This is a genomic window from Pseudomonas sp. NPDC090208, assembly GCF_044746785.1.
Lineage (GTDB): Bacteria > Pseudomonadota > Gammaproteobacteria > Pseudomonadales > Pseudomonadaceae > Aquipseudomonas.
Genome location: NZ_JBIVCU010000005.1, coordinates 136424 through 154811 on the forward strand (window position 1 = coordinate 136424; position 18388 = coordinate 154811).

Sequence of the window (18388 nt, forward strand, 5' to 3'; positions counted from 1 at the left end):
TGTCAGTGCATCCAGAAACATCAGTCGCGATTGAGGCTGAACACCGGCTGCAGATCGACGCTGAGCGGTGAGGCGTCGGCATGGCTGGGCATGATCGCCTGCATGTGCTGCCACCAGCGTTGCATCACCGGCAACTGCGGCAGCTCGTCCAGGCCATGGGCCTCGTCGTGGGTCATCACCGCGAACAGCGCCAGCGACTGCGGATCGAGAAAGATCCGGTAATCGCGCACGCCCGCGTCACGCAACGCCTGTTCAAGCTCGGGCCAGATTTCGTCGTGACGGCGGCGGTATTCCTCGGCCTGACCGGGGTGCAGATTCATGCGGAAGGCGCGGACCGGCATCAGCGGACTCCCGCGCCGACCGGCAGCGAATAGGCGCGCCCGACGTTGTGCAGGAAGAACTTCTCCTGCACCGCCAGCGGCTTGTCCGTCAGGCATTGGCGCACCAGCGCCAGGGTGCTGTCGAAATCGGCGACGGTGTTGCTGTTCGGCCAGTCGCTGCCAAAGAAACAGCGATCCTCGCCAAACGCTTCCCACAGATACGCCAGCCGGTCGCGGTAGAACGCCGGATCGGTGATCAGGCCGCTGTCATCGCGTTGCGGAATTTCCGCCAGTTTGGCGAACACGTTGGGCCGCTCGGCCAGGGTCAGAACGTCCCGTTGAAACGCGGCCATCTGCCCCTCGGGCACGGCAGCGCTGGGCAGGTGATCGACAACGATGCGCAGGGTCGGCACCGCATCGCTGAGCCTGATCAGGCCCTTGACCAGCTGCGGATCGGGGTTGGCGCTGTCGAGGGTCCGGCCACTGGCGGCAAGGCGGCGCATGGCATCAATAAAGCCGGGGCGGGTCTGATCGTCCAGCAGGTCGCGCGCCCACAGGTTGCCGTAGCGCAGGCCGAGAAACAGCGGCTCGCCTTCCAGCAGGGTCAGGTCGTCCTGAAAGGTTTTATCGAATGGCGAGAGATTGCCGACAAAGCCGAGCATGTGCGGACGGTGGCGCAGGGTCGCCAGCAGCCAGAAATTGTCCAGCCGCCAGGGGCTGGCTTCGACGACGATGGCGCCGACCACGTCATGGCGCTCGGCCAGCGCCCAATAATGTTCCGGCAGCGCGGTGCCATGCAGCGGATGGCCTTTTTCGGGCCAGGGAATGCCCTGTTCACGGGCGGCATCGAACAGGTGGATGTGGCTGTCGATGATCGGGCCGGTATAGCGGTCAAGAGCTGCCATGCCAAAAATCCATTTCAAATTGTTTTTATTGGGGACGGACTGTAGGAGCTGAAGCGATGCGTGACCAATCGAATTTTGGTTAGCAGTGATACCCGCAAGGTATTGATCGAATCAGCGGCCCATTCCGCGATGGCTCTGGCAAAAGGCCTGCCGCGCTGAACCTTCCGCCGCGCCGAGGCTCCCACCTTCAAGACGCACCGATGACATCCTGCACAGGACCTGCGATGGGCCATCTCCCCGCGACGACCGTCACCCTCCCCCGTATCGAGCGCGAGCTGAGCTGGCGCGCCGTGCTCACCGGCGCCGTGCTGGGCATTTTGCTGACACCGTCCAACGTCTACGCCGGGCTGAAAATCGGCTGGTCGTTCAACATGTCGATCATCGCCCTGCTGGTGGGTTTCGGCGTATGGCGCCATCTGGCGCGGCGCTTCAACCGCCAACCTGAGTGGACGTTGCACGAGAGCAACATCAACCAGACCGTGGCCTCGGCGGCGGCGTCGATCATTTCCGGCGGGCTGGTCGCGCCGATTCCGGCCTACACCCTGCTCACCGGCCAGCAACTGGACCCGCTGCCGATGATGGCCTGGGTGTTCTCCGTGAGTTTTCTCGGCATCTGGATCGCCTGGTACTTGCGCCCCACCCTGCTCAATGACCACGGCCTGAAATTTCCCGAGGGCATGGCGACCCTGGAGACTCTGCAGCACATCTACCGCCATGGTCAGGAAGCCGTGGTGCGGATTCGCGTGCTGTTCGGCGCCGCGCTGCTGTCGGGGTTGCTGAAATGGGTCGACGGTTTTGTCTGGGCCATTCCGCGCTGGGCGCCCACCACGCAGCTGGAACGACTGACCTTCACCCTCGATCCGTCGCTGCTGCTGATCGGTTTCGGCGGCATCATCGGCATTCGCGTCGGCCTGACCCTGCTGCTCGGCGCAGTCCTCGCCTGGGGCGGTCTGGCGCCGTGGTTGGTGGCTCAGGGCTGGGTGCTGCTGGCGCCGGATGCCAGCGGTCCGCAGTTTGCCCGGCTGGTGGAATGGCTGCTGTGGCCGGGGGTGAGCCTGATGGTCTGCGCGACGCTGACAGCGCTAGGGCTACGGCTGTTTCAGGCACGCAAGCGCCCTTCGCTCCGTCAGGGTCCACGGGCCCGTGCGCCCTTTTCGCCGGGGCCGGCGCTGGGGCTGCTGTTGTCCATCGTCTTGGTGGTCGGGTTGCAGGCGACGCTGTTCGGCATCGATCTGTGGATGGCCGTGCTGAGCATTCCACTGGCGATCTGTCTGGCGGTGGTCGCAGCACGGGTGGTCGGCGCCACCGGCATCGCCCCGATTGGCGCCATCGGCAAACTGTCGCAACTCACCTTCGGCCTGATTGCGCCGGGGCAGATCGCGATCAACCTGATGAGCGCCAACACCGCTGGCGGCGCGGCCGGGCAGTCCACCGATCTGATGAACGATTTCAAGGTCGGCCTGGCCATCGGTGCCACTCCGCAAAAACAGGTGGTCGCGCAATGCCTGGGGATTTTCATCGGCAGCGTGGTCGGCGTGCTGGTCTATCTGGCGCTGGTTCCCGACCCGCAGCACATGCTGCTCACCGAAGAATGGCCGGCTCCGGCCGTCGCCACCTGGAAAGCGGTGGCGCAGACCTTGACCCACGGCCTGCACTCGCTGTCGCCGGAGATCCGCTGGGCGATTCTGGCGGGCAGTGTGATCGGCGTGCTGATCGGTGCGCTGGACAGCCTGCTGCCGGAACGGCTGGCGCGCTGGCTGCCGAGCACGGCGGCACTGGGGCTGGCCTTCGTGCTGCCTGCGTCCACCTCGATGATGATGGGCCTGGGCGCGGTGCTGACCTGGCTCGTCAGCCGGCGTTGGTCGGGGCTGAGCGAGCGCTTCACTATCACTGTCGCTGCTGGCCTGATCGCGGGAGAAAGCATCACCGGCGTCGGCGCATCGTTCTGGGCCATGGCCGGCAACCTGTGATGTGTCGCGCATGACACATTTATGTCGGCTATTTCAACGCTTTCGACTATTGATTGTGTCGATAGCCAACATCCACCCGAACGCCGTTCAAATCCCCCCGGCAAATCCGGATCATGTCGCCATTGATCGCCCAAACAAGGATTTGTCCCATGACCGTCAACATGACCCTGCTGCTGATGCTGGTTGTCTCGTTCTCCATCGCGCTGGCGGGGGTTGGGCATTTTTGAGGGTGACCCCGCTTTTGCGGGAATTTGCGCAAACGCTGCGGCAATACTGCTACGAGCAGTGATGTTGGAGCGCAGTTAGGAAGACGCTGCATATCCCGTGGGAGGGAGCCCTGCTCGCGAAAGCGGTGGATCAGTCAACACATCATTGACAGAACCGACGCCTTCGCGAGCAGGGCTCCCTCCCACGGGTCATCTGTCCCGCTTACTCATGAAACTCCGCCACCGTCTCCTTGCTGCCGACAAAGAAGCTGTCAGCGACGATACGCAGTGGCTGCAGATCCAGATCGCTCCGCTTGCCTGCGATCAGCCCAGCGAAATGCCGATACATCGCCGGGTATTCACCCTCCTCCGATACGCTCTGCTTCACCCCATCGATGCTGACCAGCGCGCCGCCTGAATCCAGACGCATCACGCCTTCCGCGCAGTGCAATTCGATGCGCCACAGCTCGTTGTCGCTGTGGTCGAAATCCAGCTCGCCCAGCACCTCGACCTGCGTGCCCGAACGCATCTGCAGCGACGCCGCAATCGGCGACTGGCAGTTGCTCGGCACGCTCAGTTTCGCGGACTCGACGAACACCGCCTGCGGCAGCAGATCGGTGACGATGGACAACGCGTTGATGCCCGGATCGAACACGCCCAGACCGCCGGCCTGCCAGATCCACGCCTGACCCGGATGCCATTTGCGCACCTGCTCTTTCCACTCGATGCGCACCTGTTGCAACTGCTTGCCCTGCAGCCAGTCCTTGGCGACGGCCACGCCGGGGGCAAAGCGCGAATGCCAGGCGAACAGCCCGCTGACGCCAGCCTGTTCGACACCCTCGATCAGCGCCAGCGCTTCACCCAACGTCGAGCACGGCGGCTTTTCCACCAGCACATGCTTGCCGGCCTGCAACGCCTGTTCGACCAGCGCAAAGCGCCCTTGTGGCGGGGTGCAGAAGGCAATGGCATCGACCTGCGGCCCCTTCGCCAGCAACTCGCCCAGCGAACTGAAGTTCTCCACGCCAGGGCAGTGCTGACCCAGGGTCGCCACGGCCACCAGCTCGAACTGCGGGTTGCCGAGGATCGCCGGCACGTGCTGGTCCTGCGCGATCTTGCCGTAACCCACCAGCCCTAAACGAATCGGATGCATCGATGACTCCTGTGATGTTGTCGTTGTTGTGTACAGGACCGCCCGTTGCGGCGGTGCCCGAAAAGCAGATCAGTGAATCGCCGTCGCGCCCTGCTGGTACTCCCGTGGCGTACAACCGAACTCGCGGCGGAACACGGTGTGCAGGTACTGCGCCGATTTGAAGCCGCAATGCTGCGCGATGTCGGCAATGGCCGCATCGGTCTTTTCCAGCCGGGAAGCTGCGGCGGCGAGTTTGAAGCGAAGAATTTCGTCATGCACGCTGCAGTCGCGAACCTTGCGGAAATGCGACTCCAGCGACGAACGCGACACGCCGACATACGCGGCGACCTGCGCGGTCTTGATGCCCTGGCAGGCGTACTGGCGAATGAAGTGCAGCGCCTGCATCACATAAGGGTTGCCCAGTGGCTGATGCAGGCTCGACGCCTGCACGTTGATCGCCTCCGGCGGCACCAGTATCTGGCTAGGCGTCGACGGCATGCCGTGCAGCATCTGGTGCAGCAGACGCGCGGCGGTGCGACCCATGCTCTGCGTGCCCTGAATCACCGAACTCAACGGCACGCGGGTCAGGGTGCGGGTCAGCGGATCATTGTCGATACCGATCAGCGCCACCTGCTCCGGCACCGCGATGCCGGCGGTCAGGCACGCTTGCAACAACTGCCGCGCGCGGGCGTCGCTGACAGCGATGATGCCGATCGGTTTAGGCAGGCTCTGCAGCCAGGCAATCTGCTGCTCGACCGCGCTGTCCCACAACGGCGCGCTGGTGCTCAGGCCCCGGTAGATTTCGCCACGCAAACCGTCCCGTTGCAGCAGGCGACGGAAAGCCTTTTCCCGTTCCTGGGCCCAGCGGTTGCCGTGGGATTCGGGCAGGCTGAAGCAGGCAAAACGGGTCAGTCCCGCTTCGATCAGGTGCTCGTAGGCCAGCTTGATCAGGGCGAAATTGTCGGTGGCGACGTAGGGAATGTGCTTCGGATAGGCGCGCTCATCCTCGTAGGAACCGCCCACCGCCACCACCGGAATCTTGCTGCCGGCCAGCGCTTCGCCAATCAGCGGGTCGTCGAAATCGGCAATGATGCCGTCGCCCTGCCAGCGCTCGATACCCTTGAGCCGGCACAAGTAATCCTCCTCGAGAAACAGGTCCCAGGACGCCCGGGTGCTGCTCAAGTAATTGCCGATGCCGGTGATGATGCCGCGGTCGTAGATTTTGCCGCCGTTGAACAGCAGCGCGATACGGTGAACGGGCGGGACGGTTTTCATTGTTTTCCCCGAGCCTGTCTGCGTGAAGCCAAGCGCCACAGACTAGGCCTGCGCGGAGCGAATCTCAATACTCAAAATCGAACACCGAGTTGGTGATTTTCGTAATCGGAGGGCCTGGGGCCGTTGCTAGTATCGGCCCATCGCCATTCTCGCCAAAAACAATAAGGAACTGCCGAATGCCCTGCTTCCCCGAAATCGACAAGGTTCGCTACGAAGGTCCGGACAGCGATTCGCCCCTCGCCTTTCGCCATTACGACGCCGACCGAGTGATCCTCGGCAAACCGATGCGCGAGCACCTGCGCATGGCCGCCTGCTACTGGCACACCTTCGTCTGGCCGGGTGCCGACATGTTCGGCGTCGGCACCTTCAAGCGCCCGTGGATCAAGCCCGGCGATGCCATGGAGGTGGCCCGTTTCAAGGCCGAAGCGGCGTTCGAGTTCTTCTCCAAACTGGGCATCGATTACTACAGCTTCCACGACACCGACGTCGCCCCGGAAGGCAACAGCCTGCGCGAGTACCAGAACAACTTCGCACAGATGGTCGACGAACTTGAGCGCCATCAGGAACAGAGCGGCATCCGCCTGTTGTGGGGCACCGCCAACTGCTTCAGCAACCCGCGTTTCGCCGCCGGTGCCGCGAGCAACCCGGACCCGCAAGTGTTCGCCTGCGCCGCCACTCAGGTGTTCAACGCGCTAAACGCCACCCAGCGTCTGAAGGGCGCCAACTATGTGCTGTGGGGCGGTCGCGAGGGTTATGAAACCCTGCTCAACACTGACCTCAAGCGCGAGCGCGAACAGCTCGGCCGCTTCATGCGCATGGTGGTCGAGCACAAACACAAGATCGGCTTCAAGGGCGACCTGCTGATCGAGCCCAAGCCGCAGGAGCCGACCAAGCACCAGTACGATTACGACAGCGCCACAGTGTTCGGCTTCCTCCACCAGTTCGGTCTGGAGAAAGAGATCAAGGTCAACATCGAAGCCAACCACGCCACCCTCGCCGGCCACAGCTTCCACCACGAAATCGCCACGGCCGCGTCGCTGGGCATCTTCGGCAGCATCGACGCCAACCGCGGCGACCCGCAGAACGGCTGGGACACCGACCAGTTCCCCAACAGCGTCGAAGAGCTGACCCTGGCCACCTACGAAATCCTCAAGGCCGGTGGTTTCCGCAGTGGCGGCTTCAACTTCGATTCCAAGGTGCGTCGCCAGAGCATCGACGAGATCGACCTGTTCCACGGCCATGTTGCCGCGATGGACGTGCTGGCCCTGGCACTGGAACGCGCTGCGGCGATGGTGCAGAACGACCTGCTCGAACAGTTCAAGGCCCAGCGCTATGCCGGTTGGGACCAACCGTTCGGTCGCGCCGTGCTGACTGGGGATTTCAGCCTAGAGTCTCTGGCCCAGCATGCACTGGCCAATGAGTTCGACCCGCAGGCGGTGAGTGGCCGTCAGGAAATGCTCGAAGGGATCGTCAACCGGTTCATTTACCGCTGAAGGTCTTGCTATCCAGGGCTTGCCTGGAATCGGACCTGTAGGAGCCGGCTTGCTGGCGAACGCGTCGTGTCAGATACCACAGCGTTGAATGACACACCGCTTTCGCCAGCAAGCCGGCTCCTACAGATCGAGCCAGGCGCAGCGTATGTCACTGCGAGGCGGTTACATTCTCGCGACAATTCGTTGCCTCACGCCGTCCGGCGACCCTCTACAGTTTCACCCGCAACACGTTACACGCTCAGGAAGTGCCTCTAAACAAGAATAAAAGGACGCACCACAATGAAAAACCTGAAACGCACCCTGCTTGCCAGTGCTCTGGCTCTACTCAGCCTGCCGGTCATGGCCGACTCGGCCCATCCGAAGATCGGTTTCTCCATCGATGACCTGCGCCTGGAACGCTGGGCCCGCGACCGCGATTACTTCGTGGAAGCCGCCGAAAAAATGGACGCCAAGGTCTTCGTCCAGTCGGCGGACGCCAACGAGCAGAAACAGATCTCGCAGATCGAAAACCTGATTTCCCGTGGCGTCGACGTGATCGTCATCGTGCCGTTCAACGCCACGGTGCTGACCAACGCGGTCGCCGAAGCGAAGAAGGCCGGCATCAAGGTGGTGTCCTACGACCGCCTGATCCTCAATGCCGATATCGACGCCTACATTTCCTTCGATAACGAGAAGGTCGGCGAGATGCAGGCCTCCGGCGTGTTGAAAGCACAACCCAAGGGCAACTACTTCCTGCTCGGCGGCGCCCCTACCGACAACAACGCCAAGGTCCTGCGTGAAGGCCAGATGAAAGTGCTGCAACCGGCCATCGACAAGGGCGATATCAAGATCGTCGGCCAGCAGTGGGTCAAGGAATGGAACCCGACCGAGGCGCTGAGCATCGTCGAGAACGCCCTGACCAAGAACAACAACAAGATCGACGGCATCGTCGCTTCCAACGACGCCACCGCAGGCGGCGCGATCCAGGCCCTGGCCGCGCAGAAGCTGGCCGGCAAGGTACCGATTTCCGGCCAGGACGCCGACCTCGCCGCAGTCAAGCGCGTGCTTGAAGGCACCCAGACCATGACCGTGTACAAGCCGCTGAAACTGATCGCCTCGGAAGCCGCCAAGCTCTCGGTGCAACTGGCGCGCAACGAGAAGCCCGGCTACAGCTCGCAGTACGACAACGGCAGCAAGAAGGTCGACACCATCCTGCTGACCCCGACGCCGCTGACCAAGGACAACCTCGACGTGCTGGAGAAGGACGGCTTCTACACCAAGGCGCAACTCGCCGGGCAGTGATCGCCAGTGCTCCGTAGATTTTCCCTCGGGGACACTACAGACCTGTCAGACAGATGATCTTTGTGGGAGGGAGCCCTGCTCGCGAAAGCGTCAGTTCAGTCACTGCTGTGGCGACTGATCCACCGCCTTCGCGAGCAGGGCTCCCTCCCACAGGGGCTGCGTCGTCTGACCGATTTCGGCACACCACCACACCCGTAGCAGTCCGGCTCGCCGGCGGCAGCAATATCGAGCCAGCCGCCAAACCGGACCGTTACAGGCGCCTGTCCTGGAATACCGCGCAATGTCCGATTACCTGCTGCAAATGAACGGCATCGTCAAATCCTTTGGCGGTGTGAAAGCCCTGAACGGCATCGACATCAACGTGAAGGCCGGCGAATGCGTCGGCCTGTGCGGCGAGAACGGTGCCGGCAAATCGACGCTGATGAAAGTCCTCTCGGCGGTCTATCCCCACGGCACTTGGGAGGGTGAAATCCTCTGGGACGGCCAGCCGCTGAAAGCCCAGTCGATCCGCGACAGCGAAGCCGCCGGCATCGTCATCATCCACCAGGAACTGACCCTCGTCCCCGACCTGTCGGTGGCAGAAAACATCTTCATGGGCCACGAGCTGACTCTGCCCGGCGGGCGCATGAATTATCCGGCGATGATCCACCGCGCCGAAGCCCTGATGCGCGAACTGAAAGTGCCGGACATGAACGTCTCGCTGCCGGTGTCGCAGTACGGCGGCGGTTATCAGCAACTGGTGGAAATCGCCAAGGCGCTGAACAAGAAAGCCCGCCTGCTGATTCTCGACGAACCCTCCTCGGCGCTGACCCGCGCGGAAATCGATGTGCTGCTGGACATCATCCGCGACCTCAAAGCCAAGGGCGTGGCCTGCGTCTACATCTCGCACAAGCTCGATGAAGTGGCGGCGGTCTGCGACACCATTTCGGTGATCCGCGACGGCAAACACATCGCCACCACCGCCATGGCCGACATGGACATCGCGCAGATCATCACGCAGATGGTCGGCCGCGAAATGAGCAACCTCTACCCCACCGAACCCCACGACATTGGCGAGGTGGTGTTCGAGGCCCGCAACGTCACCTGCTACGACGTCGACAACCCGAAACGCAAACGTGTCGACGATATTTCCTTCAGCCTGCGACGCGGCGAAATTCTCGGTATCGCCGGGCTGGTCGGCGCCGGGCGCACGGAGCTGGTGTCGGCGCTGTTCGGCGCCTACCCCGGCCGCCACGAAGGCGAAGTCTGGCTGGACGGCAAGCCGATCGACACGCGCACGCCGCTCAAATCCATCCGCGCCGGGCTGTGCATGGTCCCCGAAGACCGCAAGCGGCAGGGCATCATTCCCGACCTTGGCGTCGGCCAGAACATCACCCTGGCGGTGCTCGACAATTACTCGCGGCTGACCCGCATCGACGCCGAAGCCGAACTGGGCAGCATCGAGCGGGAAATCGCGCGCATGCACCTGAAAACCGCCAGCCCGTTCCTGCCGATCACCAGTCTCTCCGGCGGCAACCAACAGAAAGCCGTGCTGGCGAAAATGCTGCTGACCCAGCCGCGGGTGCTGATCCTCGACGAACCCACCCGCGGTGTCGACGTCGGCGCCAAGTACGAAATCTACAAACTGATGGGCGCGCTGGCTGCTACAGGAGTAGCGATCATCATGGTGTCGTCGGAACTGGCCGAGGTGCTGGGGGTGTCCGACCGCGTGCTGGTGATCGGCGAAGGCCAGCTGCGTGGCGATTTCGTCAATCGGGATCTGACCCAGGAGCAGGTGCTGGCCGCCGCACTGGGCCAAGGCGGTGAACATAACAACAATGATCGGAAATCCGCGTAAATGACTCAGCTCAAACACCTGTTCACCCGCTACAAGATGCTCGCTCTGGTCATCGCCATCGCTCTGATCTGGCTGTTTTTCAGCTGGCAGACCGAGGGCGGCTTCCTCACCCCGCGCAACCTGTCCAACCTGCTGCGGCAGATGTCGATCACCGGCATCCTCGCCTGCGGCATGGTGCTGGTGATCATCAGCGGTGAAATCGACTTGTCGGTGGGTTCATTGCTCGGACTGCTCGGCGGACTGGCGGCGATTCTCGACGTGGTCTATCACGTTCCGCTGCCGCTCAACCTGGCCATCGTCGCCCTCTGCGGGCTGCTGATCGGGTTGGCCAACGGCAGCATGACCGCCTATCTGGGCATTCCTTCGTTCATTGTCGGCCTGGGTGGCATGCTGGCGTTTCGCGGCATTCTGCTGGGCATCACCGGCGGCACCACCATCGCCCCGGTGTCGCCGCAACTGGTGTATGTCGGCCAGGGCTATCTGCCGCCACTGGTGGGCATCGTGCTCGGCGTGGTGCTGTTCGCCCTGACCCTGCTGCTGACCTGGCGCCAGCGTCGCAACCGCGCGTTGCACGGTCTGGCCGCCCATTCACTGGTCCGTGACAGCCTGCGCGTGGTGCTGATTGGCGCGGTGCTGGCCGGTTTCGTCCACACCCTGAACCAGTACGACGGCATTCCGGTGCCGGTGTTGCTGCTGTTGGTGCTGCTCGGCCTGTTCAGCTACATCACCAGTCAGACCGTGTTCGGCCGCCGCATCTATTCGGTGGGCAGCAACATGGAAGCCACGCGCCTGTCGGGGATCAACGTGCAGGCGGTGAAGCTGTGGATCTTCGGCATCATGGGCGTGATGTGCGCCCTGGCCGGGCTGGTTAACACCGCGCGCCTGGCCGCCGGCTCGCCGTCCGCCGGCACCATGGGCGAACTCGACGCCATCGCCGCCTGCTTCATCGGCGGCACGTCCATGCGCGGCGGCTCCGGCACCGTCTACGGCGCACTGCTCGGCGCGCTGGTGATCACCAGCCTGGACAACGGCATGTCCATGCTCGACGTCGACAGCTACTGGCAGATGATCGTCAAGGGCAGCATTCTGGTGCTGGCGGTGTGGGTGGATGTGAGTACGCGCAGCGGACGGCGTTGAATTTCACGACCTTTCGGACGAGCTCTATTCAAATGTGGGAGGGAGCCCTGATCGCGAAGGCGTCAATCAACGAAATGCAGTATCGGCCTGCACGCGGGTAGAACTGTGGGAGCGAATTCATTCGCGATGCGATGTTCCAGATGACACATCTCTATCACCTGGACCGCAATCGCGAATGAATTCGCTCCCACAAACAACCCACCGCCGGCAAGCCGGACTGCTACAGAAATACCCCGCGACCCGCTAGGCTACGAAGCACTCTCCCTGCGGAATTGTCCATGCGCCGCCCACTCCTTGCCCTGCTCCTGACCTGCCTCAGCACAACCGCCCTCGCCGATCCCGCGACCTGCCCGGCCGGCGAAAAGATGATCTGCCTCAACGGCTGCATGTGCCTGCCGGACATCGGCCAGATTCTCGGGCCACTGCCGACGCAAGTCACCCAGGTCGCCGCCCCAGCCCTGGCCCTGTGGCTCAGCCAGTCCCGCGCCGAAGCCGCCAATGGCCTGACCCAGCCGATCCCCGAAGCGATCCGCGAACAACTGCTGCGCTGGTACCCGCCCAGCGTGCTCGATGCCGCGCTGTACAAGGTCGGCGACAACGGCGAACTCAGCGCCGCCGGCGCCATGCTGCAAAACCCCGATGTCGGCGCCGTGACCCTGATCGACATCATCGTCTTCCGCAACGCCGAGGCCGCCGAACACGACGTCGCCCTCTGGGCCCATGAACTCAAACACGTCCAGCAATATCAGGAATGGGGCGTGGCCGGCTTCGCCCAGCGTTACACCGAAGACTTCAATCAGGTGGAAGGCCCGGCGTACGAGATCCAGGCCAAGGTGGGACGGGTGTTGCGGGGGTTGGATCAGTAGGCGCGAGCCATTCAGCAGACGCTGAGGTAAGGCTATCGATGACACACGTTGACGCAAAACCTTACTGACACTGACAGATCGCTTCTGACGGCGAGCTGAGTCGCAGGGTTGATCGAAGGTGTAAGATGCGCTTCATCCAGCACCTAAAGCGAGGCTGCCATGAGTGGCATATCACTGAATCTCCCGGAAGACCTGTCCGACTCACTGACCGAACTGGCCAAATCCAGCGGCCAGAGCGCAGACTTTCTGGCGGTGGATGTCCTTCGCGACTACATCGAGCATGAAAAGCATCTGACACAACAGATCAAACTGGCCGTGCAGGAAGCCGATGAAGGCAAGTTCGCCACCGAAGAGCAAGTGGCCGCCATGCGTGCCCGACGCTGGAGCCGGAATGCGGGTTGAGTGGCTGCAAAGAGCCCTGCTCAATCTTGAAGAAGAAGCCGCCTATATCGCCCTTGAAAACCCCAGGGCCGCTGACGAATTCAGCGATGCGGTTTTTGCCAGCGTCGACAGGCTGGCGATGTTTCCGACCATGGGCAGAGAAGGTCGGGTAAAGAACACACGAGAATGGCCCCTACCCGACTGGTCTTACCTGATTCCCTACCGGGTCATGGAGGATCGCTTGCAGATACTCGGCATCTTTCACACCCGGCAACGACCTCGCGCCAGGTGGTGATCCTGTCAGTCCCTACCCCGGCTCACCGCCCTTCCAGCAACTCCCCGGCCTTGTCCAGCAAGCCCAGCGGGTCGTCAGTCTTGTGGATGTCCACGGACAACAGCTGACGGAACTTGCGTGCGCCGGGGAAGCCGGTGCCCAGGCCCAGGACGTGGCGGGTGATGTGGTGCATGGCGCCACCGTCGCGCAGATGCGCTTCGACATAGGGACGCAGGGCGGCCAGCGCTTCGGCGCGGGTGATCGGTGTTTCGCCGGTACCGAACAGTTCGCGGTCGACTTCAGCCAGCAGATAGGGGTTGTGGTACGCCTCGCGGCCCAGCATGACGCCGTCGAAGGTGTTCAGGTGCTCGCGGCACTGGCCCAGGGTCTTGATACCGCCGTTGAGAATGAACTCAAGGTCGGGGAAGTCCTGCGTCAACTGGGCGGCGACGTCGTAGCGCAGCGGCGGGATTTCGCGGTTTTCCTTGGGCGACAGGCCTTCAAGAATGGCAATGCGTGCATGCACGGTGAAACTGGTGCAGCCGGCGTCGCGCACGGTGCCGACGAACTCGCAGAGCTGTTCGTAGCTGTCGCGGCCATTGATGCCGATGCGATGCTTCACGGTGACCGGAATCGACACCGCGTCGCGCATGGCCTTGACGCAATCGGCGACCAGTTGCGGATGGCCCATCAGCACCGCGCCGATCATGTTGTTCTGCACCCGGTCGCTGGGGCAGCCGACGTTGAGGTTGACTTCGTCATACCCCGCCGCCTGCGCGAGTCGCGCAGCCGCCGCCAGATCCGCCGGGTTGCTGCCGCCCAGTTGCAGGGCCAGCGGGTGCTCGCTCTGGTCGTGGCGCAGGAAACGCTCACTGTCGCCGTGCAACAGCGCGCCGGTGGTGACCATCTCGGTGTAGAGCAAGGCATTTTTCGACAGCAGGCGCAGGAAGAACCGGCAATGACGGTCCGTCCAGTCCATCATTGGCGCCACGGAAAAACGGCGGGACAGTTCGGCGGGTTGGCGGGCGGTACGTGGAGCGGTCATGGGCAGCATCGCGGCGTTCGGACGGGTCGGGCTTCAAAGGGCGCGTAGTTTACCAGTTCGCGAGGGCTTGGCGCGCAGGCAGAAAAAAACCCGCCGAAGCGGGTCGTTTTTCTCAGTTCAGAACCATCCCGACATCCTGTCAGTAGCGCTCCACGCAATGGCTGATCATTCCCTGATCTCCGAAGCGCTTCCTGTGCTTCAGCTGATGGATCCAATTTACCGCTGACACTGTCCGCCGCATAGAGCGACTTCGCCCTGCCGCGTGTAAGCCTTTGCCTACAAACTCGGCAGGATGCCGACTACTCCGCCGCTTCGGTTTCGATCAGCACCGAGGCGATGGCCGCCGCCCAGACGCTGACCGCAAAGGCGCCGGGGTCGACATGGCCGAGCACGCGCTCCCCCAGATAAGACGAACGGCCCCTGCCCGGCAACATCTGTCGGGTCGATTCGGTGCCGCTGGCCGTGGCTGTCGCGAACTGCCGCGCTGCTTCTTCTGCGGTCAGATCAGGGCCGGCCTCGACCAACGCAGCTACCCCCGGCAACAAGGCATCGAGCATGGTTCGCTCACCGGCCTGGGCGCCACCGAGGCGCATCATGCCGTCGCAGCCCGCCTGCAAGGCATCGGTCCACGCCTCGACCGTCGCCACATCGTTGCGGGCCGACAGCGCCACACCGGCGCGCAACACAAACACCGCATACAACGGACCGGACGTACCGCCCAGCGAGCGTCGCAAAATCGCCGATACCTGCTGCAGGGCCACCGCCGGTCGCTCCAGCGTCAGCGTAGGCAGCGCCTCGTTGATCGCCCTCGCGCCGCGGGCCAGGCTGATGCCGATATCACCGTCGCCCACCACCGAGTCCAGCTCGGTCAGTTTGTCTTCATAGGCCAGCATGGCGGCACTGATGGCCTGCAGCACGGTGCGCAGGGTCCGGGCGCTGTCCGCCGGCCACACGGCGCCCTGGGTCATTTGCTGCTCGCTCACCGTACGTCCGTGAACGTTGCCAACCTCGATGGCGGGCCGCGTCATGCCGCGCCAGGCCTGGGCCGATGTCGGTGCGTGCAAACGCTGCAACAGCGCATCATCTACCTGCAGCAGCGAGATGGAGCAGCCCGCCATTTCCAGGGCCGTGAGAAACGTGCCGACCATCGCCGCCTCGACCTTGAGCCCATGCTCCGCACAGTCGAGCAAGGCACGACGGGCCACGATGTCCAGTTCCTGCGCCGCCGTACCGCCGAGGTTGTTGACCATCAACGCCACGCGCTGCCCCTTCACCAGTCGGCCTTGCTCGATGATCCGGGCCATCAGCACCTTGATCATCTCGTCAGCGGACAGAATCCCTCCCCGACGAACACCGCTCTCACCATGAATGCCCAAACCGTATTCGACTTCCTCGTCGCCGATCTGAAAACCCGGCTTGCCCGCCGCCGGCACGGTGCAAGCGCTCAGGCCCAGGCCCATGCTGAACAGACCGTCGGCAGCCCGCTGCGCCTCGGCCCTGACTTCGGCCAACGACAACCCGGCTTCGGCGGCGGCACCGGCCACCTTATGGATGAACACTGTACCGGCAATCCCGCGCCGCCCTACCCGGCCGCCATCATCGTCCAGCGCCACATCGTCGCCGACCACCAACATATCGACCGCGATACCCGCCGCTCGGGCAATTTCAGCTGCCAGACCGAAGTTGAGCCGATCACCGGTGTAGTTCTTGACAATCAGCAACACGCCCGCAGGCCCCGCCACGGTCATGATCGCCTTGAGTACCGCATCGACACTCGGCGAAGTGAACACCGCCCCGGCCACTGCGGCGGTCAGCATGCCCTGCCCCACATAACCGCCGTGGGCCGGCTCGTGCCCCGCGCCACCACCGGCAATCAGGCTGACCTTGTTCTGTGCGGCCAGAGCCTGAAAATCCCTGCGCAGCACGATGTTCTCGCCTTCCAGCAGCAACAGCCGCTGATCGGCCAGCACCACGCCTTCTAGCATGTCATCGACGACACGAAGCGGGTCATTGATCAGTTTTTTCATGGGTCTTCTCTTGTCTTGAGCCATTGCGCGCGATCTTTTCGTGCCGCGAACCGCGCCGTGCCCTTGCACGATAGACGACCGTATAGGTGCCGTCGGGAACAACCCGTGCCGCCTGCGCTCCAAGCAGTCTGGATCGAGTGACCCCCCTCTTCGGGAAACGAACACCCTGAACCCGGCCCGACCCGAAAAATGGTCATGCCCTGCTGGTTCACGGCTGACGCACAGGTAGGCTGTTTGCGCAAACGCAAGGCTCTGAATCGGTGCATCGGCGGCGGTTTACGCCCTTGAGTGACCGGCGGCGCTCGGGTAATGTCTTCAAACCCACAGGACAGAGCACGCTCATGACTTCCAAGCTGGAACAACTGAAAAAAATCACCACCGTCGTTGCCGATACCGGCGATTTCGCTGCCATCGAAAAACTCAAGCCGGTCGACGCCACCACTAACCCTTCGCTGTTGCTCAAGGCCGCGTCCAGCGACAGCAACGCCGAGCGCCTGAAAGAAGCCTTCGCCGGCGCCAAGGGCGACATCGCCCTGGCGAGCGACCGCTTCGCCGTCGCCATCGGCCAGGAAATCCTCAAGGTGGTGCCGGGCCGTGTGTCCACTGAAGTCGACGCACGCATTTCCTTCGACACCCAGGCCTGCATCGAGCGCGCCGAGCGTCTGGTCGAGTTGTACGACAAGGCTGGCATCGGTCGCGACCGCATTCTGATCAAGCTGGCTTCGACCTGGGAAGGCATCCGCGCCGCCGAGCAACTGGAGAAGAAAGGCATCCAGTGCAACCTGACCCTGCTGTTCTCCTTCGCCCAGGCCCAGGCTTGTGCTGATGCCGGCGTGTTCCTGATTTCGCCGTTCGTGGGCCGCATTTACGACTGGTACAAGAAAGCCGAAGGCAAGGATTACGTTGGTGCCGAAGATCCGGGCGTGAAGTCGGTGACCCGCATCTATAACTACTACAAGGCCAATGACTACAAGACCGTGGTCATGGGCGCCAGCTTCCGCAACCTTGGCCAGATCGAAGAACTGGCCGGCTGCGACCGCCTGACCATCAGCCCGGATCTGCTGCAGAAACTGGCCGACGACAGTGGCTCGCTGGTGCAGAAGCTCAAGCCGGGCAATCCTGGTGAACCGCGTCAGATTTTGACTGAAAGCCAGTTCCGCTGGGCTTCGAACGAAGACGCGATGGCTACCGAGAAACTGGCCGAAGGCATTCGCCAATTCGCCCGCGACCAGGAAAAACTCGAAGCGCTGCTTTCCGCCAAGGCGTAATTCAGCATCGATGAAAGGGGCGGCATCCTTCGGGGTGCCGCCCCTTTTTTGTTGGTTTATCGCACGATGTCTGGGGAGCTGGCGCTGATGTAGGGGGCAGGTTTTTCTTGCGAACGGCGATGCAGGCGTCGTAAAACCTGTACACTCGGTTTGTCTGGCCGATCGCTGTAGCTGCTAACGCAGCCTTGTTTCGTTTGACGGCGAGTTACGCGAACCCTTGTAGGAGCTGGCTTGCCCTGCGACCGGCGACGCAGTCGTCGTAAACCTGTACATGCGGTGTGTCTGGCTTGACGCGTTAGCTGCTAACGCAGCCCTGTTTAGCCTGATGGCACGTTACGCGAACCCTTGTAGGAGCTGGCTTGTCCTGCGAGCGGCGACGAAGTCGTCGTAAATCCTGTGCACTCGGTGTGTCTGGTCTGACGCCTTAGCTGCTAACGCAGCTGGTTTCGCCTGGCGGCGAGTTACTTGGAAAAGCCCCCCTCTCTGTTTCAAGAGGCAGCCAAGGGCTTCTTACCCCACCATACGGCATCTCGCTGATGCTCGATGTGCCCTCACTCCGGCAATGCTCCGTGGGCCCGCCGCGAATGGGCCATCCATGGCCCACGCGGCTCTCGCGACATCCTGTCGCTCGGCCCACTGCGCATCACCTGCGTTCGGCCTTCTGGGACGGGGCCCTAAGATCAAAATCAAAAGCCAGATCAAAAGCCGGCGAAATACACACTCCCGGTGGGAGCGGGCTTGGTCTGGGCCGCATTCGGACGAAGGCGTCCTTGAAATCGCTACCGCCGGCAAGCCGGACTGCTACGAGGGGTGAGTGGGTGCAGAAACTCGTCAGACACCACAAAATCCCGTGGGAAGGATCGGACGTCAGGACAGCCGCGAAAGGTATTTGTCTGACACACCGCTTTCGCGACCCTCGCAAACTCGGATCCCTCCCACGGCCTGCGGCCAGAATCAAATGCAGATAGCACACA

The 18388-nt window shown here is 62.8% G+C and carries 16 protein-coding genes; 10 read left to right on the forward strand and 6 right to left on the reverse strand.

The annotated features are described in order from the left end of the window. Positions 1-20: 20 nt before the first annotated feature. A complete protein-coding gene (gene rhaM / locus ACIPL0_RS11025; protein WP_400596673.1) occupies positions 21-341 on the reverse strand; it encodes an L-rhamnose mutarotase in 321 nt (106 codons plus the stop codon). Beyond that, entirely contained in the window at positions 341-1225 is an 885-nt protein-coding gene (locus tag ACIPL0_RS11030; RefSeq protein WP_400596674.1) for an amidohydrolase family protein, read from the reverse strand. The genes rhaM and ACIPL0_RS11030 overlap by 1 nt, the downstream gene beginning before the upstream one ends. Before the next feature lie 224 nt (positions 1226-1449). On the opposite strand from ACIPL0_RS11030, the gene ACIPL0_RS11035 reads away from it, so the two are divergent. Continuing rightward, positions 1450-3195 (forward strand): OPT family oligopeptide transporter, encoded by a 1746-nt coding sequence (locus tag ACIPL0_RS11035; RefSeq protein WP_400596675.1) that lies wholly within the window; start codon positions 1450-1452, stop codon positions 3193-3195. Between the two features lie 429 nt (positions 3196-3624). On the opposite strand, the gene ACIPL0_RS11040 is transcribed toward ACIPL0_RS11035, so the two are convergent. Both ACIPL0_RS11040 and ACIPL0_RS11045 read right to left on the reverse strand, forming a co-directional pair. Further along, complete coding sequence (locus ACIPL0_RS11040) at positions 3625-4551, reverse strand: Gfo/Idh/MocA family protein (RefSeq protein WP_400596676.1); 927 nt, start codon at positions 4549-4551, stop codon at positions 3625-3627. 69 nt (positions 4552-4620) lie between these two features. Further along, entirely contained in the window at positions 4621-5805 is a 1185-nt protein-coding gene (locus tag ACIPL0_RS11045; protein ID WP_400596677.1) for a XylR family transcriptional regulator, read from the reverse strand. Between the two features lie 176 nt (positions 5806-5981). On the opposite strand from ACIPL0_RS11045, the gene xylA reads away from it, so the two are divergent. The 7 genes from xylA to ACIPL0_RS11080 all read left to right on the forward strand — a co-directional run bounded on the left by xylA (position 5982) and on the right by ACIPL0_RS11080 (position 13095). Then, on the forward strand, positions 5982-7298 hold the full coding sequence (xylA, locus tag ACIPL0_RS11050; protein ID WP_400596678.1) for a xylose isomerase: 1317 nt from the start codon (positions 5982-5984) through the stop codon (positions 7296-7298). A gap of 279 nt (positions 7299-7577) precedes the next feature. Continuing rightward, entirely contained in the window at positions 7578-8579 is a 1002-nt protein-coding gene (gene xylF / locus ACIPL0_RS11055; protein WP_400596679.1) for a D-xylose ABC transporter substrate-binding protein, read from the forward strand. A gap of 280 nt (positions 8580-8859) precedes the next feature. Further along, complete coding sequence (xylG, locus tag ACIPL0_RS11060; RefSeq protein WP_400596680.1) at positions 8860-10416, forward strand: D-xylose ABC transporter ATP-binding protein; 1557 nt, start codon at positions 8860-8862, stop codon at positions 10414-10416. Continuing rightward, positions 10417-11553 (forward strand): sugar ABC transporter permease, encoded by a 1137-nt coding sequence (locus ACIPL0_RS11065; RefSeq protein WP_400596681.1) that lies wholly within the window; start codon positions 10417-10419, stop codon positions 11551-11553. Positions 11554-11831: 278 nt separating this feature from the next. After that, positions 11832-12419, forward strand: a complete 588-nt coding sequence (locus ACIPL0_RS11070; protein WP_400596682.1) for a DUF4157 domain-containing protein — start codon at positions 11832-11834, stop codon at positions 12417-12419. Between the two features lie 159 nt (positions 12420-12578). Then, the gene (locus tag ACIPL0_RS11075; protein ID WP_400596683.1) at positions 12579-12821 is read left to right on the forward strand and encodes a CopG family ribbon-helix-helix protein; all 243 of its coding nucleotides are present in this window, start codon (positions 12579-12581) and stop codon (positions 12819-12821) included. Then, complete coding sequence (locus ACIPL0_RS11080) at positions 12811-13095, forward strand: type II toxin-antitoxin system RelE/ParE family toxin (protein ID WP_400596684.1); 285 nt, start codon at positions 12811-12813, stop codon at positions 13093-13095. Before ACIPL0_RS11075 ends, ACIPL0_RS11080 begins: the two co-directional genes overlap by 11 nt. Positions 13096-13117: 22 nt before the next feature. On the opposite strand, the gene dusA is transcribed toward ACIPL0_RS11080, so the two are convergent. After that, positions 13118-14119, reverse strand: coding sequence for a tRNA dihydrouridine(20/20a) synthase DusA (gene dusA / locus ACIPL0_RS11085; protein WP_400596685.1), 1002 nt, complete (start codon positions 14117-14119; stop codon positions 13118-13120). On the opposite strand from dusA, the gene ACIPL0_RS11090 reads away from it, so the two are divergent. After that, the gene (locus ACIPL0_RS11090; RefSeq protein ID WP_400596686.1) at positions 14118-14345 is read left to right on the forward strand and encodes a hypothetical protein; all 228 of its coding nucleotides are present in this window, start codon (positions 14118-14120) and stop codon (positions 14343-14345) included. The genes dusA and ACIPL0_RS11090 overlap by 2 nt on opposite strands. Positions 14346-14418: 73 nt before the next feature. Here the strand turns inward: ACIPL0_RS11090 and dhaL are convergent, their stop codons facing one another. Next, complete coding sequence (gene dhaL, locus ACIPL0_RS11095; RefSeq protein ID WP_400596687.1) at positions 14419-16146, reverse strand: dihydroxyacetone kinase subunit DhaL; 1728 nt, start codon at positions 16144-16146, stop codon at positions 14419-14421. A 341-nt stretch (positions 16147-16487) separates the two neighbouring features. Here dhaL and tal point away from each other — a divergent pair, with 341 nt between their 5' ends. Next, complete coding sequence (tal, locus tag ACIPL0_RS11100) at positions 16488-17414, forward strand: transaldolase (RefSeq protein WP_400596689.1); 927 nt, start codon at positions 16488-16490, stop codon at positions 17412-17414. The last annotated feature ends 974 nt before the right edge of the window (positions 17415-18388 follow it).